Origin of the sequence: Atrimonas thermophila, assembly GCF_045864955.1 — a bacterium.
Classification (GTDB): Bacteria; Atribacterota; Atribacteria; order Atribacterales; family Thermatribacteraceae; genus Thermatribacter; species Thermatribacter velox.
The window spans coordinates 346,660-370,841 of the sequence record NZ_AP028803.1 but is presented as its reverse complement, the minus strand read 5'-3'; the positions used below and the strand labels follow the sequence as shown (position 1 = coordinate 370,841).

General features: G+C 45.9%; 23 protein-coding genes. 9 read left to right on the top strand and 14 right to left on the bottom strand.

Translation table 11 applies throughout. The features are described 5' to 3' along the window. Positions 1-212 precede the first annotated feature (212 nt). The 8 genes from ACKTT1_RS02020 to ACKTT1_RS01985 all read left to right on the top strand — a co-directional run bounded on the left by ACKTT1_RS02020 (position 213) and on the right by ACKTT1_RS01985 (position 7,695). Positions 213-1,451, top strand: coding sequence for a transposase family protein (locus tag ACKTT1_RS02020; protein ID WP_412709988.1), 1,239 nt, complete (start codon positions 213-215; stop codon positions 1,449-1,451). Positions 1,452-1,511: 60 nt separating this feature from the next. Then, positions 1,512-1,766 carry a UPF0236 family transposase-like protein gene (locus tag ACKTT1_RS02015; protein ID WP_412709987.1) on the top strand — a complete coding sequence of 85 codons (255 nt, stop codon included), beginning with the start codon at positions 1,512-1,514 and terminating at the stop codon, positions 1,764-1,766. After that, positions 1,763-2,161: a UPF0236 family transposase-like protein gene (locus ACKTT1_RS02010; protein ID WP_412709986.1), complete on the top strand. Its 399-nt coding sequence runs from the start codon at positions 1,763-1,765 to the stop codon at positions 2,159-2,161. Before ACKTT1_RS02015 ends, ACKTT1_RS02010 begins: the two co-directional genes overlap by 4 nt. A 460-nt stretch (positions 2,162-2,621) precedes the next feature. After that, the gene (locus ACKTT1_RS02005; RefSeq protein ID WP_412709985.1) at positions 2,622-2,984 is read left to right on the top strand and encodes a cupin domain-containing protein; all 363 of its coding nucleotides are present in this window, start codon (positions 2,622-2,624) and stop codon (positions 2,982-2,984) included. Between the two features lie 2 nt (positions 2,985-2,986). Next, on the top strand, positions 2,987-4,165 hold the full coding sequence (locus ACKTT1_RS02000) for a mannitol-1-phosphate 5-dehydrogenase (RefSeq protein WP_412709984.1): 1,179 nt from the start codon (positions 2,987-2,989) through the stop codon (positions 4,163-4,165). Between the two features lie 4 nt (positions 4,166-4,169). Then, positions 4,170-5,222 (top strand): zinc-dependent dehydrogenase, encoded by a 1,053-nt coding sequence (locus tag ACKTT1_RS01995; RefSeq protein ID WP_412709983.1) that lies wholly within the window; start codon positions 4,170-4,172, stop codon positions 5,220-5,222. Positions 5,223-5,225: 3 nt separating this feature from the next. Beyond that, on the top strand, positions 5,226-6,779 hold the full coding sequence (locus tag ACKTT1_RS01990; protein ID WP_412709982.1) for an FGGY-family carbohydrate kinase: 1,554 nt from the start codon (positions 5,226-5,228) through the stop codon (positions 6,777-6,779). After that, positions 6,772-7,695 carry a sugar-binding transcriptional regulator gene (locus ACKTT1_RS01985; protein ID WP_412709981.1) on the top strand — a complete coding sequence of 308 codons (924 nt, stop codon included), beginning with the start codon at positions 6,772-6,774 and terminating at the stop codon, positions 7,693-7,695. The genes ACKTT1_RS01990 and ACKTT1_RS01985 overlap by 8 nt, the downstream gene beginning before the upstream one ends. 139 nt (positions 7,696-7,834) lie before the next feature. On the opposite strand, the gene ACKTT1_RS01980 is transcribed toward ACKTT1_RS01985, so the two are convergent. The 6 genes from ACKTT1_RS01980 to ACKTT1_RS01955 form a co-directional block, all read right to left on the bottom strand. After that, positions 7,835-9,067, bottom strand: a complete 1,233-nt coding sequence (locus ACKTT1_RS01980) for an RNA-guided endonuclease InsQ/TnpB family protein (RefSeq protein WP_412709980.1) — start codon at positions 9,065-9,067, stop codon at positions 7,835-7,837. Positions 9,068-9,302: 235 nt separating this feature from the next. Next, positions 9,303-10,259 carry an ABC transporter ATP-binding protein gene (locus ACKTT1_RS01975; protein WP_412709979.1) on the bottom strand — a complete coding sequence of 319 codons (957 nt, stop codon included), beginning with the start codon at positions 10,257-10,259 and terminating at the stop codon, positions 9,303-9,305. Further along, entirely contained in the window at positions 10,243-11,247 is a 1,005-nt protein-coding gene (locus tag ACKTT1_RS01970) for an ABC transporter ATP-binding protein (RefSeq protein WP_412709401.1), read from the bottom strand. The genes ACKTT1_RS01975 and ACKTT1_RS01970 overlap by 17 nt, the downstream gene beginning before the upstream one ends. Positions 11,248-11,254: 7 nt before the next feature. After that, positions 11,255-12,109 (bottom strand): ABC transporter permease, encoded by an 855-nt coding sequence (locus ACKTT1_RS01965; protein WP_412709402.1) that lies wholly within the window; start codon positions 12,107-12,109, stop codon positions 11,255-11,257. A 9-nt stretch (positions 12,110-12,118) separates the two neighbouring features. Next, positions 12,119-13,123, bottom strand: a complete 1,005-nt coding sequence (locus ACKTT1_RS01960; protein ID WP_412709403.1) for an ABC transporter permease — start codon at positions 13,121-13,123, stop codon at positions 12,119-12,121. Between the two features lie 64 nt (positions 13,124-13,187). Further along, positions 13,188-15,068 (bottom strand): ABC transporter substrate-binding protein, encoded by a 1,881-nt coding sequence (locus ACKTT1_RS01955; protein ID WP_412710533.1) that lies wholly within the window; start codon positions 15,066-15,068, stop codon positions 13,188-13,190. Between the two features lie 191 nt (positions 15,069-15,259). Between ACKTT1_RS01955 and ACKTT1_RS01950 the strand changes: the two genes are divergently transcribed. Next, on the top strand, positions 15,260-16,606 hold the full coding sequence (locus ACKTT1_RS01950; RefSeq protein ID WP_412709978.1) for a GH1 family beta-glucosidase: 1,347 nt from the start codon (positions 15,260-15,262) through the stop codon (positions 16,604-16,606). 445 nt (positions 16,607-17,051) lie between these two features. On the opposite strand, the gene ureC is transcribed toward ACKTT1_RS01950, so the two are convergent. The 8 genes from ureC to urtA are packed head-to-tail and all read right to left on the bottom strand — an operon-like array spanning position 17,052 to position 24,106. Next, on the bottom strand, positions 17,052-18,758 hold the full coding sequence (ureC, locus tag ACKTT1_RS01945) for an urease subunit alpha (protein WP_412709977.1): 1,707 nt from the start codon (positions 18,756-18,758) through the stop codon (positions 17,052-17,054). Continuing rightward, positions 18,755-19,114, bottom strand: a complete 360-nt coding sequence (locus tag ACKTT1_RS01940) for an urease subunit beta (RefSeq protein WP_412710532.1) — start codon at positions 19,112-19,114, stop codon at positions 18,755-18,757. Before ACKTT1_RS01940 ends, ureC begins: the two co-directional genes overlap by 4 nt. Positions 19,115-19,152: 38 nt before the next feature. Continuing rightward, on the bottom strand, positions 19,153-19,455 hold the full coding sequence (locus ACKTT1_RS01935) for an urease subunit gamma (RefSeq protein ID WP_412709976.1): 303 nt from the start codon (positions 19,453-19,455) through the stop codon (positions 19,153-19,155). 2 nt (positions 19,456-19,457) lie between these two features. Continuing rightward, on the bottom strand, positions 19,458-20,165 hold the full coding sequence (urtE, locus tag ACKTT1_RS01930) for an urea ABC transporter ATP-binding subunit UrtE (RefSeq protein ID WP_412709975.1): 708 nt from the start codon (positions 20,163-20,165) through the stop codon (positions 19,458-19,460). After that, positions 20,153-20,929: an urea ABC transporter ATP-binding protein UrtD gene (urtD, locus tag ACKTT1_RS01925; RefSeq protein ID WP_412709974.1), complete on the bottom strand. Its 777-nt coding sequence runs from the start codon at positions 20,927-20,929 to the stop codon at positions 20,153-20,155. Before urtD ends, urtE begins: the two co-directional genes overlap by 13 nt. Continuing rightward, on the bottom strand, positions 20,916-21,974 hold the full coding sequence (gene urtC, locus ACKTT1_RS01920) for an urea ABC transporter permease subunit UrtC (RefSeq protein WP_412709973.1): 1,059 nt from the start codon (positions 21,972-21,974) through the stop codon (positions 20,916-20,918). Before urtC ends, urtD begins: the two co-directional genes overlap by 14 nt. 2 nt (positions 21,975-21,976) lie before the next feature. Then, positions 21,977-22,888, bottom strand: a complete 912-nt coding sequence (urtB, locus tag ACKTT1_RS01915; RefSeq protein ID WP_412709972.1) for an urea ABC transporter permease subunit UrtB — start codon at positions 22,886-22,888, stop codon at positions 21,977-21,979. A 3-nt stretch (positions 22,889-22,891) separates the two neighbouring features. Further along, positions 22,892-24,106 (bottom strand): urea ABC transporter substrate-binding protein, encoded by a 1,215-nt coding sequence (gene urtA / locus ACKTT1_RS01910; protein ID WP_412710531.1) that lies wholly within the window; start codon positions 24,104-24,106, stop codon positions 22,892-22,894. Positions 24,107-24,182: the final 76 nt, after the last annotated feature.

The following is a 24,182-nucleotide window of genomic DNA, read 5'->3' as shown; positions in this document are numbered from 1 at the left end:
ATGTATCCTCCCTTCTAAGAGGAAAAACCTTGAGAAAAGGAAAGGAGGAGATACACCGCCATGAACAAGCGTACCACGGAAGGATGCCTCTCATCAAGCCCCCGAGTTGAATCATCTAAAATCTTGATGAACTCCTATCGTTGCCTCAACTAAAAATCTTGATATAAACTATTCTACCTCCAGGTGATTTTTTTAAAACAGGAGGTAACGAAATGAAGCTCACCATGAATACCAGAAGGGAAATCATTAAGAAAATGGCACCCGAGTATCAAAAAGCCACTAAGAAAGAAAAAAGAAAGATCTTGGATGAACTCGTCCATCTCACTGGATACACCCGGACGTATGCCTCCTGGCTCCTTTCTCATCATGGACGGAAAGTCTATCTCACCGGACGAAACGGCAAAAAGTATCGAGTCATTGGATCCATCACCAAGGTAAAAAGGAACCGAAAAAAGATCTATGATGAGGAAGTCCTTTCTTCTTTAAAAAAGATCTGGCTCATCTTTGATTGCCCCTGTGGGAAAAGACTCGCTCCCTCACTTCCTTGGATGATCAAAAAACTGGAAAAGCATGAGGAACTGGTTCTTTCCCAAGAGGTCAAAGCCAAACTTCTTTCTATTTCTCCAGCCACCATTGATCGGCTTCTCCAAAAGGAAAAACGAAAGTTCACCCCCATCTCCCGGTCCTACACCAAACCCGGGACTCTCCTTAAACACCAGGTTCCAGTTCGTACCTTTGCCGATTGGGATGAGAAAAGACCAGGATTCTGTGAAATTGATCTGGTTGCCCACGATGGCGGAAACCCCAGTGGGGATTTCTGCCAAACTCTTGATGTGACCGATGTCTTGACAGGCTGGACCGAAACTCAAGCGGTCAAAAACAAAGCTCAGAAATGGGTCTTTGAAGCCTTAGAACAGATCCGAGCCCAGCTTCCCTTTCCTCTTTTAGGAATCGATTCTGACAATGGAGGAGAATTCATCAATCACCAACTCATCCGGTACTGTCAAAAAGAACAGATCGTCTTCACCCGGTCTCGACCTTCTAAAAAGAATGATAACTGTTATGTCGAACAAAAGAACTGGACTGTGGTGAGAAAAACGGTTGGCTATTGTCGCTATGAGACCGAAGACGAACTCCTCCTTCTCAACCAACTCTATTCCCTTCTTCGTCTCTATACTAACTTCTTCCAACCGGTTACCAAACTGGTTTTCAAAGAGCGAGTGAATAGTAAAGTCAAAAAACACTATGATGAAGCCAAAACCCCACTGATGCGAGTTCTTGACGCCTCATCGATTGATGACTCCATCAAGCAATCCTTAAAAGACCAATATGAAGAACTCAATCCAGCCGAACTCAAACGACGGATCGTCAAAATCCAGAACCAATGGATCGAGATGGTTACCTTGAAAAATGATTCCATTCCTCACCCTGAGGAGGTGAATTTGGTATAGAATTTTAAATGAGGCAACGAATCCATTTCATCAAGATTTTTAGGTGAGGCATCACTGAGGATGCTGGAAGTATCTCTGGAGTTACTGGAGAAAGGAATCAACTTTCAGGAGTTTGAAGAAAAGCTCTGGGAAATCATGCACAGTACTGGCAAAGATATTCTGAAAGCAGTTCTAAAAGCTCGGGATCAGGAAATCTACCAGGAGAAAGCCCAAAGAGAAGGTTTCACAGTAATCCGCAGGAATGACCCAAGGACCATCCTGACACTCTTTGGTGATTTGAAAAAACACCGGAGAATACCAGCACCTCCTGGATGAAGAGCTTGGTTTTTCGAAAAAGAAGAAGAATCGACCCACTGCTTGAAGCTTTGATCCTCGAGAAAGCTACCCTGCTTTCCTATCATCAAGCAGGAAGCGATATCCTTCCTGAAAACCAAGAAGTAACCGTGAGCCCTGAGGTAGTGAAAAGGTTAGTCCATAACTTAAGCAAGGAAACCGAAGCTGAACTTCCTGAAACCAGACCAAAGACCCTCAAAAAGCTCCCCTACCTTTTCATCGAAGCAGATGAAGACCATGTACCCTTTCAAGAGAAAAGGAATCAAAGAAACAAGGTAAAGCAAAAGAGCAAGAAGAAAAGGCTCCTGGCCAAGTTAGTCTATGTCCATGAAGGGAGAGTAACCTTTCAGGGTATCCTTGCTTTCAAACACTATTAAAAGCTAAAGCTCAGAATTAGTGCTCGAGGTCATGTGAGTCACGTACTCTTTGCTCGTCTCTCCCAGCGTCCTATGCAATGAGAATAAGAAAGGAGCAGATCCTATGAGCTATCTCCGGGCTATGAAGTTCAACCAGCAATCAGTGAGGAGTTTCTACCTGAGAACCCATAAACAAAAACTCCCTGCTTTCACTTTATCTTCTGAAAACCATCCAGAGAGAAAAGGAAAGAGGAAAGGAGATAGTCATCTCAACACCATACCTTCTGGATGGATGCGAGGTTTAAGAGGAAAGAAGAAACCATGTTCAAAGTGCAATCGGAAAAGAAGAGGATTTCAGAAAATGTACCTACAATAAGTTGACGCTATCAACTTGATGCGGATTGTTGACAAATCCAATCAGCTTTTGTAAACTCTTTGTAAGAGTAAATTCTGTTATTAGTAACAAAGGTGATGATCAGGAATGGTAATTACAGGCCGAAACACAGAAAATATGTGCGAAACTCGTTCAGGAAACAAGATTTACTGGCTGGTAACTTCTGAAATGGGAGCACCTAACTTTGAAATTCGATACATCGAGATCCCTCCGGGTGGAAAAAGCAGCTATGGTTCACATGAACATGAACACGGTGTCTTCATCGTACAAGGTAAAGGCAAAATTCGAGGTAAAAATGAGGAACACGAGCTCTATCCAGGTTTAGGAATTTTTGTTGCCGGTGGCGAAGAACACCAATGGATTAATGTAAGCAGTGAAGAATCATTTGGTTTTATCTGTGTGGTACCGAAGGGCGCGGAAAAGGAAGTTAAGCCTCCCTGCTCTAAATAGCCATGATGATACTTCAGTTTGGTGCTGGGAACATTGGCAGGGGTTTTATGGGACATTTGTTTCATGAGGCTGGGTATAAAGTCGTGTTCGTTGAAAGCAACGAAGAGTTGGCGCATCTCTTGAACAGGCGGAAAATTTATCCATTGCGTATTCTTGATGCTTACAAAAGAGAAATCATAGATTTCGTAATAACCGATATTTGTGCCATCTATTCTATAGAAAAAGAGCGGATTGCTGTGGCTTTTGAGGAAGCACAGTGCGTGGGAACAGCAGTAGGTATTAGTAGCTACCAGGCAATTGCACCCCTCCTTGCCGCAGGCATCCGGCGAAGAAGGGAGAAAAGACTTGGACCCATCGACTGTTATCTCTGCGAGAATGACCTGACAGCGCACATCAAATTGAAGAATGCCGTCTGGTTGCACTTTGATCCCATAGACCAAAAATGGGCCGAAGAAAACGTTGGTTTTGTTAGAGTAAGCGTAGCCAGAATGGTGCCAGGTCAAAGGAAAGATGTAGGCGATCCATTATTGGTCGTTGCAGACGCCCATCGCGAATTTCCTTACGACGAAAAAGCCAGAAAAGCATCTCCTCCGCATCTTCCTACAGCAAAGGCTATTAAACATTTCGAAGCAGAGTTTCAGCGAAAAATCTATACTTACAACCTGGGTCATGCAGTGCTGGCCTACTTGGGATACCTGCGAGGATACCAGTATGTGCACGAGGGCTTTAACGATACTTGGATTAGTAATGTCTTCGATGGTGCCCTGGGGGAAACTGCTCAAGCGCTCTTTCAGAAATACCCGAAAGTGTTCACCCCGGAGGAACATGCCCATGTTCTGAAAGATGTACATGTACGATTTGGAAACCCTTTGCTTCAGGACCCTATCGTGCGGGTAGCCAGAGACCCTATTCGTAAACTTGGACCATCAGATCGCTTAATTGGCAGCGCCACGTTCTGTCTTGAGCAGGGGGTATTTCCGAAAAACATCGCCCTTGCTTGTGCAGCGGCACTCTTGTATGACTACCCTGGTGATCCAGCAGCACGCACCTTGCAGGAAAAGCTACAAAAAAGGGGTATTAAAGAGGTATTACAAGAAGTGAGTAGCATCCCACCTCAAAGTCCTTTAGGTAAAAGAATTCAGGAAGAATATTACAAACTTAAGATGTTAAGAAAGGGGTGAAACCATGAGAGCGGCTGTACTATATGGACCAAGAGACTTACGAATAGAGGATGTACCAATTCCTCAAATCGGACCAGACGAAGTACTGCTGAAAGTAGCTTTCTGTGCTATTTGTGGCACAGACGTGCGTATTTTTAATTATGGTCACCGTTCGATTACCAAGCCACAAATTATTGGTCATGAAGTTTCGGGAACCATTGTGGAAAAAGGGACGAATGTTGAGGACTTTGAGGTGGGAGACCAAGTAGTAGTTGATCCCATTGTTTCTTGTGGAAAGTGTCACTATTGCCAGCGTGGAATGACTAATTTGTGTCTCGAATTTAAAAAAACAACAGAGGCTTTTGGTTATTATTACCCTGGCGGTTTTGCTGAATACATGGCTATCCCTAAGAAAGCGCTCAGGCGAGGAAATTTGGTTAAGGTACCCAGCGGAGTAAGCTTAGCGGAAGCGGCAATCGCAGAACCTTTTGCTTGCGCACTTAATGGACAAATGCTTTCTAAGGTTGGCCTTGACGACACGGTTCTTGTCATTGGTGCCGGACCAGTAGGATGCATGCATGTGGGATTGGCAAGAAGCCTGGGAGCCACCAAAATTATTTTGTCGGAAGTCAAGGAAACACGGTTGGAAATTGCCCGTAAATTTCTCGCCGATGTTTATGTTAACCCGCTAAAGGAAGATCTTTTCCAGGTAGTAATGCGTGAGACCAACGGCATTGGGGTCTCCGTTATCATTGTAGCGGTTTCGTCACGTACATTGCAGGAAGAAGCACTTCGATTTGCTGCCTGTCGTGCACGGATCAATTTTTTTGGAGGTTTGCCAAAAGAAGATAATATGGTTGTTCTGGATAGCAACACAATCCATTATAAAGAGCTATACATTCACGGTACATCTGGAACGACCACCAACCACATTCGCACCTGCCTTGAGCTTATGAATTCAAAGAGAATTATGGGAAAGGAGTATATTAGTACTGTTATCGACCTTAAAGAACTTCCTATATTTTTAGAAAAAGAAATTCAAGAAGGAAAATACTTGAAGGTTTTAGTAAAACCTTAAAAAATGACTATGAAACACTTAGCGGTTGGCGACCTTGGAACAAGTGGAATCAAGATTGGTTTGGTGAATGAAAAGGGAGAAGTGGTCGAAAGTATTTACTTCCCTACCCGTTATAGCGCTAAAGGATTGGGGCGAATAGTTCAACAAAGCGATGACTTTGTTGAGGGAATACTCAAGGGCATCCGCCTCCTCTTTGAGAAAAGTAGAATTGCCCCAAATAATATAGTAGCTCTAGCTCTAAGCGGGCAAATGGGTGGGATCATTGGCGTAGACAAAGAATTCCGAAACCTTACCGGTCTTGATATGGGTCTGGATCTTCACTCAGAGCGATATAACCGCTTTTTCCAAGAAAAATATGCTAACTTCGTGAACACCAAAAGTTGTGGTTCACCTAGGAATTTCCCAAAAATCCTGTGGTGGAAACATGAACGACCAGAGGTTTACAAAAAGGTCGCCAGGTTTGTGACTCTTAACGGGTATGTTGTGGGCCGTTTGGCGGGAATGCGTGCTGACAAAGCTTTTATTGACTATACTACACTTTCCTTCTTTGGCAACGAAGAAATGGAGAAGAAACAGTGGTCAGAAGAGGTGACTCGAGATCTTGGTATCGATCTTACAAAGCTTCCACAGATTGTAGAACCATGGCAAGTCGTAGGGAAAGTGTCTCCAGAAAGTGCTTCTTCCTGTGGGCTTCTTTCTGGAACCCCTATTGTGGCTGGCTTAGGAGACCAACCAGCTGGTTTCTTAGGTGGTGGATTGAACATTCCCGGTATGCTCGCCGATGTTGCAGGGAGCTCAACTATTCTATCTCTTTTTGTAGATAAACCGGTACGTCAAAAGGAAAACCCCACTGTGATGTATATGATTGCTGCCCAACCTTCTGGATACCACGCCTTCACATACATTAACGGAGGAGGAACAACTATTCACTGGTTTATAGATACCTTCCTAAGCGACCAAGAGGGAACAAGCGAAAGTCAGTTACAGTGGATCACTAAGAAAAGCGCTCGAGTACCGCCTGGATCTGAAGGACTGCTTTTTCTTCCCTATTTTGGAGGTCAACAATGCCCGTATAATCCATCCGTACGAGGAGCATTTATCGGTCTGAGTTGGTGGCACAAAAAGGAACACCTCTTTCGCTCTATTCTCGAATCAATAGCTTATGACTATGCATTGGGGCTTGAAGCACTTCGCGCTACTTTCCCCCGATACCCTTATAAGCAGATTTTTGCTATGGGTGGTGGCGCTAGGAACGAACTTTGGAATCATATCAAGGCAAATGTTTTAGGCCTTCCTTACATTCCAATTGATGATTACAAATTTCCACTCTTGGGATGTGCCATTGTGGCTGGATACGGCATCGGTCTTTTTTCAAAAATTGCTCCTCTCAAACGGAAGGATGACTTATTTCATAACAGTGTTATACAGCCCAATGCGTCTTTACACCATGTATACAAGCAGTATTGCGAGATCTATGCGAATCTCCTTCATCAGCCGTTACGATCTAGTTTTCAGGCGTTAGCGTTACTCTCTGAGGAGGTAATAACCAATGTATGATCCTCAAATCGGCATCATTAGTGTTCTTTACTTTGAAAAAGGGCTATCGCAACAAGAAATTGCTATCCGTCTGGGTGTTTCCAAAATGACCGTTTCCCGAGTACTTCAGCGAGCTAAAGACCTTGGAGTTGTGAAAATTCAGATTTCAAAACCTTTCGAACTTCACGAAGAACTCGAGAAAGCGATCCAAGCAAAGTTTGGAACAAAAAAAGTTTACGTGGTAAATCCCCACAGATCAGAAGAAGATGCTACCGCCTTACTCGGGAACTTTTTTGCTTTTCAGATAAACACAAATCTTCTAAATAACACGATTTTGGGAATTGGAGTTGGAAAAACCATCGCCAAAATTGCTGATTGTCTTCTTCCTATGAAGACAAAAAACATTGAAATAGTCCAACTCCTTGGGGGTCTTACTAACGTCGTCAAAGAGAATCCCTTTTCCATAGTGCAAGAATTTTGTCGTAAACTCGGCGCAAAAGGAACTTACGTTGCATCACCAGCAGCTGTGGAAGACAGTGCTTGGAGAGATCAAATTCTCTACCAAACCTCTAATGGCGTTACCCTTCTTGAAAAATGGAAAGAATGCGAGCAAGCACTCTTCGGGATTGGAGTTCTAGATGGAGGAACCTTACTTAGTCCAAGTCTCGTGACTGACGAGGAAATGCGAGAGATACGAGAAAAAGGAGGAATAGGAGATATTTTGGGACATGTCTTTGACGCTAACGGTCGGTTTCTTCAAACGAATCTGGAGAAACGCTTAGTAAGCATTCCCATCGATACCCTCTTGAAAATACCAGAACGCATTGCTATTGGCGGCGGGGTCCTCAAGGCCAAAGCTATTAAGGGGTTATTGCGTACTGGCATAGTAACGACTTTAGTAACTGATGCGAAATGTGCACAGTATGTAATAAAATAAAAACCATTCTCTCCGTTACATCTTCTCTCAAGTTCTTTTCTTCCGACTTACATGGCACCTTTTTCTTTTCACACCTAAAAGATCTTTTCCGAAAAGGTCGTCATGTGACGTCCTCTCCTCAATAAATTGAGGGGCATCCTCAAGCGGATGTGCGCAAAGGTTTACCCTCGCGCTTCGGTTCGGCGACGCCGTGCCATCCCAAGAGGTATGACACGACCGCGGGCCGCGCCACTCGGCCACTACTCCCCTTCACGGGAGATACCTGATGCACCCTCTCGAAGATGTTCAGGGCACCATTTACATCCGCCTGTGCCCTCCACCCACAGGGACATATATACAAACCCCGATATCTCCGGTTGGAAGGCATAACCTTCCCGCAGGCGTGGCAGGCAATGGAGGTGCTCTTCTCTTCTACATCGTCACGGATTGTGACCTCCACTAGGGCACCTTTATATCTCAGCATGTTGATCAGCTTCCGGTACGGCCAGGCATGCAACCGCTGGTTCAGCCGGTCTCCATAGTCAACGCTCTCTCGGATTCCGTTAAGGTCCCCTATAGCTATTTCTTTTACACCCCGCCGCATGCACTCCCCAATAAAATGAGAGGTGGCTATGTGCAGTAAGTGCTCCACCTGTCTTCTTTCCCGGTGTGTTATCTCCTCCCACCTCCGTGAGTTCTGCTTAAGACTGGCCCGTACCTTCTGCCAGTACCGTCTTATAGCTTTGATCTGCCTGCCAGAGTAGAGCATTACTGTGCCATCATCAAAGGCACAGGCTATGAGAACCGTCTCCCCAAGGTCCACCGCTACCCTCCCCGTCCCGTTGTTCTCACAAGCCTTAACTTCCACCACCAGACGGGCCTCTATTCGCCTGGAAACCTTGTCGTAGGTAATGGAAAGTTCCCGCACCCGTTCGTACTCCACGCCAGGACGGTGAGATATCCGGAAGGTGACTTCTCTTACCCCGTCTTCCCGGCCGCTACCCAGACTCAATGTAACTTTATCCCCTTTCACTTTGAAGCCGCTCTGCACGTACTTAAGTGGCGAAAGCTGACCCTTACGGCGGAAGCCGGGAGCCCCATGCTGCGTGAGACCCTTTTTCTTGAGGGCAAAGAAAGACTTGTATGCTTCCCGTACTTCGTCCCGGGTGAGTTGCACTGACATCGAGTAGTACCCTTTGGCCCTGGGTAGCTCCTTTAAAATGCGGTTGAGGTTCTTCCGAGAAATATTTACCCTTCCGGTTTCTTTGTACTCTTTCCGCAGATGCCACAAAAGCCCGTTGTAGACCTTGGTGGCACAAAACATGGCATCCTTCAGAACAGCTTCAGTCTGCGGGTCCGCATGGATTTGGGCTTTGAGTGTGATTAGAGGCACTCATTCGCCCCCTTCTTCTATTTTTTGAGCTTCGATATACCGACTGATAGTATCACTAGAAACCTGTCCCGCTGTAAATGCTAGGGCGAGGGGGTCCGTGTATCCCCTCAATAAATTGAGGGGGATTACTGCCCCCTTGCACTCCCCCATATCTCTAAATCTCCTAAAACATGCAACACCACTTGAAACGCTTTAGTTCGCCTATGGTTATACCAAAATTCCCTTCTTTACCTCCTCACCGAGATCCATAAAGATGACACCTGACCATCCTTCCATCAACAAAGGTCTCAGCAGGCATTTCTTCAGGGCATAGCTCTCCCTTTTCCGGGCAGCGGTTTGCAAATTTGCAACCTTCCAAAAGGTACTCCTCTTGTTCCTCAAGAAGTTGGATAGTGGTTCTATACCGCATTCTGGGATCCGGTTGAGGAATGGAATTCAAGAGTAGCTTCGTGTAGGGATGTTTTGGGTCTCCAAGCACTTTCTCAGTCGGCCCCATCTCAACCAGGTTGCCCCGAAACATAATTCCAATTCGGTCACTTATGTAATAGGCGGTAGCAAGGTCATGGGTGATATAGAGCACACTGACGCCAAAATTGTCGCAGAGTTTCCGAAAAAGGTTAACGATAGACATGCGCAGCGACGCATCAACCATAGAAACCGGCTCATCAGCAATAAGAAGAGAAGGATTGGCAAGCAGTGCCCGGGCTATGGAAGCCCTTTGCAATTGACCGCCGGAAAACTCACTGGGGTATTTGCCGGAAATCTCTTGCAAGGAAAGGCCAACTGCCTTTAGCTTTTCATCGATTAAAGAGTATGCTTCCGAGGGAGTACCTGCCAAATCAAAGTTATGCACCGTTTCAAAGAAATAACTTTCCACTCTTCGCAAAGGATTGAAAGTCTCGAAGGGATTCTGGAAAACTGCCTGCACCTGGAGGAACCATTTCCTCCGGTTTCTAAATCCCTCCACATCCTCTCCCCTAAAAAGTATTTTGCCTGAAGTAGGGGTCTCAAAGCCCAGAATCATCCTGGCGGTAGTTGTCTTGCCACATCCGCTCTCCCCAGCAAGGGTGAAAATTTCGGCACTCTGTATGGAAAAAGTAACTTCATCCACAGCTTTGATGCGAACTCGAGATAAAAAACTACCCAGAGTAAAAACTTTGGAAAGGCCTTTTACTTCAAGTAAAGGTCCCATGGTCAGCTCCTCCGTACAACCAACAAGCTACCTTGTGTCCAGCACTTACTTCCACAAACTCGGGTTGTTTGCTGCTGCAAAGCTCTGTGGCTTCTGGACAGCGAGGATGAAAAGCGCAGCCAGGAGGTGGGTCTACTAGGGAAGGTGGATTCCCGGGAGCACTTTCTCTCACTCTTTTGTCACCAATCCGGGGCAGGGAATTGATAAGGTAACGGGTGTAAGGATGAAAGGGATTGGTAAACATTTCTTTGGTTGAGGCTTCCTCAACAATTTTTCCAGCATACATGATGACCATATGGGTGGCAATGTTAGCATGAATGCCCATGTCGTGAGTAACCAGGACTATAGTGTTTTTGAGCTGTTTCTGTATCTCCTGAAGAAGCTGCAACACCGCCCTTTGCGCCACTACATCCAAAGCGGTAGTGGGCTCGTCAGCAAGGATAACCCGGGGGCTAAGCAAAGTGGCAAGCGCTATGGAAACTCGCTGCCGCATGCCTCCTGAAAGCTGGTGTGGATAGGCATCCAGAAGCCGTGGATAAAGACCCAGTTTTCTTAAATGCTCCTCAGCAAGCGCAAGAAGTTCTTTTTTCACCCTGCTTTGCACATGACTTTGCAAAAAATCCAGAAAAGTGGACTTTATCTTCTTCACCGGGTTAAAAACGCTCATCGAGCCCTGAGGAATGTAGGAAATGTAAGTCCAGCGAAGTTTTCTCATCTGCTCAGAATCAAGTTCTATAGCGTTGAGCAAGCTATCATTTTCACGATAGTAAACAGCCCCTTCAAAAATCTGAAGCGGCGGGTCCGCCTTTGCAAAAAGAACCTTAAGCAGAGTCGTCTTGCCGCATCCACTCTCTCCGGCAATGCCATAAACCTGATCTTCCTGGATATCCAGATTTACACCGTTAACCGCCTGAATCACTTTTTTTCTTCCCGCAACTTGAAGGACATAAAAAGCCCGCAGGTTTTCAGCTTTTAGTACGGTTTTCATACTGCCTTCACCGTGTCCCTATTCTTTGAATCCGCACTCGGGGATCCAGATATTCGCTTACACTGACTGAAAGAAGGTACAGAGCAACCAGAAGAAATACGGTCAATACCAGGGGAGTCAATATCCACCACCAGTGACCAAGAAGCATTGCCTGGTAATCTATGGCCCACTTCAGCATAGTTCCCAGGGTAGGTATCTCCAGTCTGACTAGACCAAGAATGGCCAGAACGATTTCCATGCCAATTGCCCAGGCAATGTTGTTAATCAGAGTAGAGAGTATCAAGGGAATAGTAAAGGGTAGATATTCTTTGGTAACCAGAGGCAAAGTGCCATTACCCGAAAGAAGGGAAGTTTGGGTAAATTCCCGCTCTCTCAGGCTTAAAATCTGGGAACGGATGGTTCGTGCATCCCAGGCCCAACCAAAGAAAGCAAGGAGCAACCCGGTGTTTATCAGGGTCATTGCCTCCCGCAAAAGCATGGCAATCATCACCAGAATTAGGAAAAGAGGTATAACCAGCAGTGCATCAGCAATACCCATGAGCATTCGGTCCACAAGACCACCCCGGTAGCCAGCTACAAAGCCAACCAGCACCGCCACAACCCGTGACACTATGCCAGCGATGAAAGCAATAATCAGAGAATTTCTAATGGCAAAGGTAGCCTCCCAAAACACATCCTGGCCTTTGGAATTGGTACCCAGAATATGGGGCCAGGCAGGGGGCTTATCTCTTGGAACCTGAAGCCAGCGGACAGGATCATAAGGTGAAAAGAAGGAAAGCACAGCCAGCGCTAAAAGCAAACAGAGTAAAACAAAACTCACGGTAAAGCGATAATCTCTAAACAATTCTTTTAGCCACACCATGATTTTCTCCTACCTGTGTCGAATCCGAGGATCAAGAAGTGGATACAGCAAATCGAGCAAAAGAACCGCAGTGGTGATGGTTAAGATGGAAAGCACTGTGATACCCATCACCAGGTTATAATCGCCTCTGGTAACTGCCCGATAAAGCAAAAGACCCATACCGGGATAGGAAAAAACCATCTCCACCATCAAAACACCACTAAAAACCTGACCCAAAAGAAGAGCAAGCTGGGTAACCTGAGGAAGCATGGCATTGGGCAATATGTACCTGAAAATAAGGGTTTTCTCGCGTATTCCTCCACTCTGTGCATACTGAACAAAGTCTTCCCTTTTTACATTCTGAACCAGAAGCTTCATCTGCTGAAACCAGGCCGCACCACCCAGTATGACTAAAGTAAGTGCCGGCAAAAAGGAATGTTTCAAAACAGCCACAACCAGAGCAAAGTTAAAAACCACTCTCCTTCCAAACACCAGACCTCCAGGAGGAAAAATCCTCCAGGCATAAGCAAAAAGGATTAACAGGAGAACTCCAAAAATGTAGTGAGGAATTGGTCGTACAAACATAATTGCTGTATCAAGCGCTTTCGACCAGCTTCGGTGAGAGAAATATCCGGCAATAGCTCCAACTATGTTGCCCAGAAGCCAGGCTATCACAGTAGAGGTTAGAAAAAGGCCCAGAGTCCAGGGCAGGTATATCCGAAGCAGGTCAGAAACCGGGGTCGGAAACTGGAAAAAAGAAGGTCCAAAATCAAAGTGAAGTACTCTTTTCCACATGGTCAGGTACTGTTCCAGCATGGTGCCCTTGAGCCCATACAATTCTTTAAGCGTTTCAGTAAGGCTTCTCACCGCCGTCGGATCCAGAGCACTGCCCTGTGCCTGAATCTGAGCAATCATCTCCAGAACCGGGTCCTGGCCGGTCAAGCGCGGAATGAGAAAAACCGCCGTTATCCCTGAGAAAACCACCAGCACATATTGTATTAACCGTGGCAGAAGATAGCTTCTCAAAAACCGCATCACATTTCCTCCCCAGGGGGGTCCGGCACAGAACCCCAGACCCCCTAAACTCAACTGAGCCTACTTACTTCTTCGCTTTCTCTAAGAAAGGAAGCATATACTTGAAGTTCGGCCAGTGCTGATAGGGCTGAGTATAAGGATTTTCTGCACCAGGATAGTTGGTCCAGTAGTACTCGTCCCAAGCCACAGCGCCACAATAACCATAGGTGGGTATGGTTGGCATTTCTCTTACCAGGATTTTCAAGGCTTCGATACCCAGAGTGATCATAGTGTCAACCGCGAAAGGATCTGTTACTCTTAACTCTTCAATAACCTCATCAAGTTCTGAATTGGACCACCTTGCTGATCCACCTGCAACCGATGTTACTGGCTGCCCGAGAGGAGCCACAAAGCTTGAATGCCAAGGTTCTAGAGTACGTGACAGATCCACTCCTGCACCCCAGGGTTCAGCTGCAGGCCACTGAGTAGAAACTTCAAATTCTCCATTAAGTACTAAGCTATCAAAAGCTTCGGTAGGAGACATGCTCGCCTCTATACCAAATTTCTTCCACTGTTCAGCAACAGCTACTGCATTCCTAAAGTTATGATGTGCAGGATTAGTAGCCGAAAATACTTGTATCTTCCACAAAGATCCATCAGGCAAACGCCACTTTCCATCTTCACCCCTGCTAAAACCGTTCTTCTTAAGGAGTTTCTCTGCAACATCGGGAGCGTACTTCCACCAGCCAATGCCAAAAAGTTCCTTAATGACCTCAGGGTCTTCAGGAACCGGGAAGCCTCGTTCCTTGGCAGCCTGGGCTATCTTGAAAGGCACTTCGGGGTCATAAGGTTTGAACTTTTCACCGTTCCCCAAGTCGAGTTCAAACTCTTTCAACCACCCTTCCAAAGGTTCGAAAAAGGCTTCTCGGTAAGCAGGAACCGGTGGAAGGTGGATGGGGCTAACCGGGGCCATGAGGTCAAAAGCTATCGCCATGTAATCGACGATGTTGATGGCCAGAACCAGAGCCCAACGCACTTCCCTGTTGTCGTAGGGTTTGACCATGTTGTTAAATGTCACCCCAGTAATGCAAGGGTCAATGTTTACCACCCAGGGCCACTCTTTTCTCCAGGCTCGGGTCGTGTCACTTCTCGATAAAACCACTTTTAAACCCTCTGCATTATAGCTTCCCATATCCAGCTCATGTCTCAACATAGCAAGGATTCTTCCCTCTTCACTCTCAAAAGCTCTAAAGAGAACATGCTTCGGTTCTGGTTTTCCATAAAGTATTCCTGTTGGACTTTTTTCCCAATCGCTTCTCAGTTCCCATAAACTCCAAAAACCCGCAGGGTCGTAATCTAAAAGCTTGTATGGACCGCATCCTACGGGTGGATTAAATTTAAAAGTAACAGGATCCTCAACCTCCTCAAAGATATGTTTAGGCATAATATACAGGCATCCCCATCGATCCAGAAAATAGGTATGGAACCGGGAATTCGGCTCTTTTAGTTCAACAACAACTGTATAGTCATCAGTCTTATAGACCCTGTCGACAAATTCGGCCATAGGACCGTGATAAAGAAGTCCTGGAGTCTTGGTGTGTAAGTCGATAGTATACACTACATCGTCAGCAGTAAAGGGCACCCCATCGTTCCAGCAAATACCACGGCGAAGCTTGATAATCATTTTAGTAAAGTCTTCGTTGTACTGTGGCAATTCAGTTGCCAAGGCACAGATAATCTCATTAGTTGCATAATCCACCATCCAGAGTGGTTCGTGAATAAGCTGTTGCAGTCCTTGGTCTGGCCATCGCCATCCAGCCCACTGATTAAAATTGCCAGGAGTACCAACACGCCCAGTCGCAATATCGCAAACTATGGTTTCTTCCCTCGAAAGACCAGCCGGCAACTGTGCCAAAGCAACTGAACTGAGGAAGATTATAATGCTTAATAGAGCCAATATACTCACCGCAAGACCCCATTTAGGTACAATGCCATTACCTTTCAAATACTTCACCCCCCACTTTATAAAAATTATTTTGTTACTTTTAACTCTCCTTAAATATAACATGGTTTGATTTGTAAATCAAGTTGACTAAGCAAAAATTTAACTTATAATTCTAAATTGAAACAAACCACAGAAAAGGGAGGAAAAGAGAAATGGGACGTTTTGCTTTTTTCCCAAAAGACTTTGTATTTGGAGTAGCAACTTCCTCTTATCAAATTGAGGGTGCCTGGAACGAAGATGGAAAAGGAGAAAGCATTTGGGATCGTTTCACGCACACTCCAGGAAACATTCAAGATGGAACCACAGGAGACGTAGCTTGTGACCACTACCATCGCTTTGAGGAAGATGTTGAGCTTATGGAAAAGTTGGGGATAGACGCTTATCGTTTCTCTATCGCTTGGACCAGGATATTCCCTGAAGGAAAAGGGCGAATAAACGAAAAAGGAGTGAAATTTTATCAACAACTTATAGAAAAGCTCAAAGCAGCTGGTATAAAACCCGTGATTACTCTCTATCACTGGGACTTACCTCAAGCCCTTCAGGACATAGGAGGATGGGAAAGTGAAGAAACGGTGGAAGCTTTCGAAGAATACGCACGCTTTCTGTTTAAAAACTTTGGAAAAGAAGTTTTTCTGTGGATTACTCACAACGAGCCCTGGGTTACGGCTTTTATCGGAAACTATGAGGGACGTCATGCTCCTGGAAAAAGGAATTTTCGAGTAGCTCTTTCTGTTTCCCGAAACCTCCTCCTTGCTCATGGAAGAGCTGTAAGAGCTTTTCGAAATGAAAAACCAAAGGGAAAGATAGGTATCACTTTAAATCTTTCCCCTATATACCCGGCAAGTGGAGAAGAAAAAGATAAAAAAGCAGCTCAGCGTTTTGATGGTTATCTAAATCGCTGGTTCCTAGACCCCCTTTTCCGAGGGCAGTTTCCAGAAGATATGCTATCCTGGTACGAAAGGAAAGGGTTTTCCATAGATCCCTTATCACAAGAAGAAAGTACTCTCGTTGCTCAGCCACTTGATTTTCTTGGGATTAATTATTATCATCGGTTCGTCATCCGTCAGGGTAACGAACCGGTCCTCGAGGTTGCAGAAGAAAGAAATCCCTATAATGAGAAGTGCGATATGGGGTGGGAAGTGTATCCTCGAGGAATTTACGAAATCACAGAACGAATAACAAAAGACTATCAACCCTCAGCTATTTATATAACCGAAAATGGCATCGCTACTCCAGACATTTTAGAAGAAGAAACGGTAGAAGATTTGCGAAGAATAGTTTACCTCAGAGATCACCTTCTTTGGGTTTATCAAGCCATAGAAGCAGGATTCCCAATACAGGGCTACTTTGTATGGAGTCTTCTCGATAATTTCGAATGGGATAAAGGTCTAACAAAACGGTTTGGTATTGTATACGTAGATTATACAACTCTACGTCGGTTCCCAAAGAAAAGTTTCTTTTGGTACCAGCGTTTGATTACTAAGCGAAATTTTCATTGATCGGATTTTGCAAAAAGAACGTAATGATATGCTAAATGATTTGGTAAAACACCACAAGCGAAGATCCTTGTAAACAATAACACATAGATCTCGCCTTCATATAGTTGCGCAGCTTAATTTGCACAACAGTAACAAATATTCTTCCTGGAGGCGAGATCTACGAAAATTAATTCCTTGTAAAAAGGGTAGTCTGTGGTTATATAAATTGGTTATCCCAAAAGAAAGTCAGAAGAGGCTACCCATGGGGGAATAATACCAGCAAGCAAGAGATCAGAAGAGGCGCTGAATGGCGTAGAAAGCCCAACTTCCAATGTTTTGTAAAACAACGAACTCCACCTCCCGGCATACGTTCTTTTAACTAAACTCTCCTAACGCTATGGAGATGGAGTTCGCTCTTTTGAGTCCAACTGCTCTACGGATTCATTTCGACACCACCCCTAAAAACCTAAAAGAGGAAATATCTTTGGGCCAGAGGAAGAAAACTTGCAGGATAGCTTGTGACAACTTCTCCATCAATTTTAACTTCATAGCTTTTGGGATCTACCTCCACTCTGGGCAGAGCATCGTTAAACCTCATATCTCTTTTCGAGATTTTGCGAACGTTGCCCACCGGAAGCATGGGCCTTTTAACCTTTGAAGGAAGATGACCACGCTCCAGGGCAACTCGGGAAACAAAAATGCAGGAAACGCTTGAAGGTGCTGCGCCAAAAGAACCAAACATAGGCCGATAACGTACAGGCTCCGGAGTTGGGATAGAGGCATTAGGATCGCCCATGAGAGAACCCACAATCATACCTCCTTTAATAATCAGATCGGGTTTCACCCCAAAAAATCTTGGGTCCCAAAGCACCAGGTCCGCATATTTGCCTACCTCGACAGACCCCACATAGTCTGCAATACCATGTACGATGGCTGGATTAATAGTGTATTTGGCTATATAGCGACGAATACGAAAATTATCGTTTCTGGGGTCATCCTCAGGCAATGAACCTCGTTCAAGCTTCATCTTGTGGGCAGTCTGCCAGGTTCTCAAAATAATCTCACCTATCCTTCCCATGGCCTGGGAATCACTGTTTATAATGCTAATAGCACCGATATCATGAAGTACGTCTTCTGCAGCTATAGTATTCGCTCGTATCCGAGACCTGGCGAACTCCAGATCCTCAGGAATTTTAGGATTAAGATGGTGGCACACCATAAGCATATCCAGATGTTCGTCAACGGTATTCACCGTGTAAGGAAGGGTGGGAGTTGTGCTGGAGGGAAGTACATTGGGATATCCAACTACCCTGATAACATCAGGAGCATGACCCCCTCCTGCTCCCTCAGAGTGGTAAGTATGGATAGTCCGCCCTTTAAACGCTGCCAGAGTATCTTCCACAAAACCTAATTCATTTATGGTATCAGTATGAATAGCAATTTGTATATCATAAAGTTCTGCCACTTTGAGGGCAGTATCAATCACCATCGGGGTAATACCCCAGTCCTCGTGAATCTTTAAGCCTATCGCTCCAGCAAAAATCTGTTCTTCCAGAGGTCCAGGCTCAGAAGAATTACCTTTACCAAGAAAGCCGAAATTCAAAGGAAAGTTATCCACTGCTTCCATCATACGATGCAAATGCCAGGGGCCTGGGGTACAATTGGTGGCTTTAGTACCTTCAGCGGGGCCAACCCCCCCACCAATCATCGTGGTAATACCACTGTATAAAGCCTCCCAAGACTGCTGGGGAGAGATAAAGTGGACATGGGTATCAATTCCTCCAGCAGTAAGTATTTTGCCTTCGCCCGAAATCACCTCGGTTTCGGGTCCAATTTCCAAACCCGGAGTGACATCAGGTTGAATGTCAGGATTTCCCGCCTTTCCTATAGCCACAATCCTGCCATCCCGAATGCCAACATCTGCTTTCATTATTCCCCAATAATCCACAATTACTACCCTGGTAATAACCAGGTCAGGAGCGCCTTCCGCCCTTGACCTTCTCGACTGCCCCATACCATCACGAATAACTTTACCACCACCAAAAACCGTCTCTTCTCCATACACCGTGTAGTCTTTCTCTATCTCCAGAAAAAGCTCTGTATCTGCCAGGCGAATCCTGTCTCCTTTGGTAGGACCGTAAAGGTCCGCATATGCTTTACGGTTTATCTTCAAGCTAAAAACCCCCTTTCATTCGCTATTTTCATTGCTTCACTACGTCTTTGGTCTAAATCGCCCAAAACCAGGCCACTTAAACCAAAGACTCTACGCTGCCCGTCTATTTCTACCAGTTCAACCTCTTTGCTTTCTCCCGGCTCAAAGCGAATAGCAGTGCCCGCCGGGATATTTAGACGAAAACCATAGGCTTTTTCCCGATCAAACCGAAGCGCCCGGTTAACTTCGAAAAAATGAACATGAGAACCAACCTGAACCGGTCGACTGTCAGTATTGGTCACTACAAGCCGAACAACCTTTCGGCCCGCATTGATCTCGATTTCTTCCTGTGAAAACAGATATTCCCCGGGTACCATCATCGCTTGTTCTTGCCCCCTTTTCTCCACTCGGCTCTCTACCGAATGGGATTGTGGATAGTAACTAGCTTAGTTCCATCCGGAAAAGTGCCCTCCACCTGAATCTCATTTATCATTTCTGCTACGCCTTCCATCACATCCTCTCTGGTCAAAATTTGAGTGCCAAATTCCATAATCTCAGAAATACTTCTCCCATCACGTATTTTCTCCAATACCTCCGCAGTGATAAATGCCACGGCCTCCGGGTAGTTGAGCTTAAGACCCCGGGCACGGCGTTGTTTGGCCACCTCTGCTGCCATAAAAATCAGGAGCTTGTCAACTTCGCGCTCAGTGAAACGCATATTCACACCCCCAACATAGCTTCTATTTCACCGGGATCGCGATCCCGGGTAAAACCACTATCCACAATTTGACCTTTGTGCATCACGTAGTAGCGGTCGGCGAAAATCCATGCAAAATCCAGACGCTGTTCAACAATCAAAATGCCTATCTTTGACTCATAGCGAATCCTTGAAAGAGCTTCCCGAATCTGCTGAACTATCGAAGGTTGAAGTCCCTCAGTAGGTTCATCCAGAAGCAATAACCTTGGTGCTGTAACCAGAGCCCGGGCAATGGCAAGCTGTTGCTGCTGCCCTCCCGAAAGATTTCCACCCTTGCGGTCCCGAATCTCGTACAAAGCTGGAAAAAGTTCGAACGCGTAATCAAGAAGTCTCTCATTCGCCCGAGAGGATCTCCCGTAAAGAGCAGCAAAGGCTACCTTCAGATTTTCTTCAACCGTCAGATACGGAAAAATGCCGCGACCCTGAGGTACGTAAGCCATGCCCAGGCGCGCCCGTCGGTAAGCTGGTGCAGTAGTTACGTCAAAATCCTGAAATACTATGTGGCCCTCAATTACGGGATGCAAACCCATTATAGTGCGCAAAAGAGTAGTTTTACCTACACCGTTACGTCCCAAAATGGCCACTGCTTCTTCTCTCCGAACTTCAAGACTTACCTCTCGAAGAACAGGACTTTTACCATAGGTAACCGTTATGCCAGTTATGCTGAGCACGCGTACTCCTCCCTGGTACTCTCATCGCGACCAAGATAGACAGATACAACCTCAGGATTTTTGCGCACAGACTCCACAGTACCCTCACATAGTACCCTGCCCATGTGCAACACGGTTATTGGAGCTTCAAGGAGTTCCACAAAAGCCATATCATGGTCGATAACCAAAATGGCATGCCTGTCAGCAAGCCTATGGATTAAATCTGCCGTTTTTTCCGTCTCCTGGACAGTCATGCCGGCTGTAGGTTCATCCAGAAGAATCAATTCCGGTTGCATTGCTACAACCATGCCAATCTCCAGCCACTGCTTTTCTCCATGAGGTAGCAACCCCGCTGGAAAGTCTTGCTTCTCAACGAGACCAATTTCCTCAAGAACGGCCCTGGCCTGCATTTCCTCTTCGATTGAAATGCGACTAGTAAGCAATTCTTTCAAGGACCCTTTATGCATCGCGGATTTCACAGCAAGAATTAAATTTTCCAAAACAGTGAGGTTTTCTAATATCCCTGGAGCCTGAAACTTTCTACCTATTCCCAGACGAACTATACTATACTCTGGTAAATGGGTAATTTCCTGCCCTTTGAACACAATACGCCCTGAACAAGGACGCACCCTGCCAATGATGGCGTCCAACAAAGTGGACTTACCAGCACCGTTGGGTCCGATCAAAACCCTAATTTCACGGGGTCGTAGAGCAAGGCTTACTCCGTTCAAAGCACGAAAACCATCAAAGCTCACCACTATTTCTTCCACTTCAAGGAGAAACATCCCCAAACACCTCCTCTTTCTTTTTTGATCGCTGACGCAAGGTTAATCTTTGAAAATACCCAAGAAAGGAACCAGAAGGCCTGAATACCACCAGAATAAAGAGAAATCCTACCAAATAAAGCCATATATCGGGAAACGCACTGCTAACGCGGTCTTTGATTAGATTACCCAGTACCGTTCCCAACAAAGCACCAAAGAGGCTTTCTCGGCCTCCTACAGCTGCCCAAACTACCATCTCGATAGAAGGCACGACACCTACCATAGCCGGCGATATAACGCCCGCATAGAGCACAAAAAGTGCTCCGCCGATGCCTGCCAAAACACCGGACAAAGTAAAAGCAAAAACCTTGTAGGGAGTCGGGTCATAACCAAGAAAGCGAACCCGGTTTTCACCATCCCGAATTGCCACAAGAAGCTTCCCCAGGTGTGTGGAGCGTAACCAGAAGCTGAAGCACAGGATTCCTACCACAAAGGCAACAGTGAACCAGTATAAACCGCGCTGAAACTGATCACTCCACAGATAAAACCCCAATAGAGTAGTAAAATTTGTGAGTCCATTAAACCCACCAGTAAGACCCTGTTGGCTGATAAGTAAAGTGGAAAAAGCCAGTGCCAGAGCCTGGGTAATCAAGGATACATACACTCCTGTTATACGGCGGCGGAAAAGAAGGAATGATAGTAACAAAGCGAGGATACCCGGCAGAATAATCACCATTGCAAAGGCGAAAAACGGGTTTCGGAAGGGTAACCACCACCAGGGAAGGTTACTAACACCGTTCCAGATCATGAAATCAGGCAGTTCTCCCGGAGGTAATTCCGCCAGCTTCAGATGCATCGCTAACGCATAAGCTCCCAATCCGAAAAAAACGCCCTGTCCAAGACTGAGAATTCCCGTATATCCCCAGCTCCACACAATTCCTATGGTGACTAAGCTCAGCGCCAGAAAACGTCCCAGCAAAGAAAGATCGTAACTCGACAGAAAATAGGGTGCACCAAAAAGCAAGCTTAAACCCAGCACCCAAAAAATCACTCGCCGACGCAACACGTCTATACCTCCTTAAGCTCTCGCGAGCGTGTAGCTATAAGTCCCCGAGGCCTACACTGTAAAAACCCTATAACCAGAACGAGCAAAATAACCTTGGCAAAACTAACGCTGGTGAAAGTCTGCAAAGTAGCAGATACCAAACCCACAAGCACCGACGCTAAAGCCGTACCGGACAGGCTCCCGATTCCACCCAGAATGACCACTAAAAATGCATCCACAATGTAGCTTTGACCAACGGTGGGAGTTACAGGAGCTATCAACGCTAAAGTAGCTCCTGCCAGTCCAGCCAGACCTGAGCCCAGAGAAAACACCAGAAAATCAATCCACCTGGTATGCACTCCAAGGCTTTCTGCAATCTCCCGATCCTGATTAACTGCTCGAACATAGAGTCCTATTTTGGTATTTTGCAAAAGCAAGTACAGAACTGCGAGAATCAGCACAGTAAACCCAATTACAAACAAACGAACATGAGGAAGGACAAGTCCGGATAAAGGGCCAGATTCCACGGTAAAAGTACCGCTTAACCAGGATGGAGCAGTTACCGCTACTCCAGTAGGACCGAAGAGATTTCGCGCCAGCTGCTGAAAAATCAGACTGACCCCCCAGGTGGCGAGCAGGGTATCGAGGGAACGACGATACAGGTGACGAATCAGAAGAAGCTCGAGAACCCCACCCAGAAGCGCAGCTCCCAGAAATCCCAAAGCCAGAGCAACAAAAACATACATGGGACCGGGCAACAACTGGTAGGACAGGTAAGCCAGATAACCCCCAAACATGAGAAACTCTCCATGCGCCATGTTGATAACCCGCATGAATCCAAAACTCAAAGCCAGACCAATAGCGGCAAGAAGCAAGATGGAAGCTACGCTCAATCCATTGTAAATCTGTCCTACCAGCAGTGCCCATTCGCTCATTGACTATTCCTCCTCACCTATTTCGTGAAGATTACAGCTCCGACCAGGGAAAACCAAAGGATCATAAGGCTCGGGCTTAACGGGTTCCCCAGAAGACCAGATAATTTCGAACTGACCATCTTCCTTAAGTCTGCCTACATAAACCATCTGATAGAGGCTCTGGTTCAGGTCCAGCTTTACCTTGCCCATCGGTGTTTCCATCCAATCAAGCCTCACCGCGGCTTTCCTTACTGCATCTGGGTCAAAGCTGCCCGCTTTTTCAACCGCCGCTTTCCAGAGATAAACTCCTATATAACCATGGACCATTGGGTCAGTAATGACAGAATCTGAACCATATTTATCCTGATAGGCTTTGACAAAAGCCTTGTTGGCCTCGTTATCCAGGCTTTGGAAATAGTTCCATGCTGCAAGGCTACCTGCCAGAAGTTCCGGGCCAATAGCCTTCGCTTCTTGCTCCGCAATGCTGAAAGACATAACAGGCAACCTATCAGGAGTAAGGCCAGCAGCTGCCATCTGCTTGAAGAAAGCCACGTTGGAATCCCCATTAATGGTGTTGAAAATGATGTCTGGTTGAGAAGCCTTAATTTTGTTAACTACGGAACTGAAGTCCGTTCCTCCCAGAGGAACGTATTCCTCTCCAACCACGGAAGCACCCCTGTGCTCAATGTGCTTTTTAAGAATCAAATTAGCAGTGCGAGGAAAAACGTAATCAGACCCTACCAGGAAAAATTTCCGGTAGCCCTTCTCGAGTGCCCAATCCAGTGCAGGTAAAATCTGTTGATTGGGTTGAGCACCAGTATAGATGATGTTTGGAGAGCATTCATTGCCTTCAAACTGCACCGGATACCAGAGAAGATTCTTAAACCGCTCGAACACCGGCAACATAGCTTTACGGCTTGCCGAGGTCCAGCCTCCAAAGACTGTAGCCACCTGGTCTTGCTGGATGAGTTTTTGAGCCTTTTGGGCAAAAATAGCAGGATCAGAGGCACCATCCTCTACAATAGGTACGATCTTCTTGCCCAACACTCCTCCTCCAGCATTGATTTCTTCAATAGCAAGCAAGGTAGCATTCTTAACCGTAACTTCGCTGATAGCCATAGTGCCAGAGAGAGAGTGTAAAACACCAACTTTAACTTCATCCTGAGCCCAAGCAAGAACACTACCACATACAAGAAGAACAAACACCAAAGCAAAAACGACCAAAAAACGCACTACCATCACTCCTTCCCTGTTTTTTGTGTTTGACTAAACAAAAAGCCCCTGACCCGAGAGCCTCGTAGCTCCCAAATCAGGG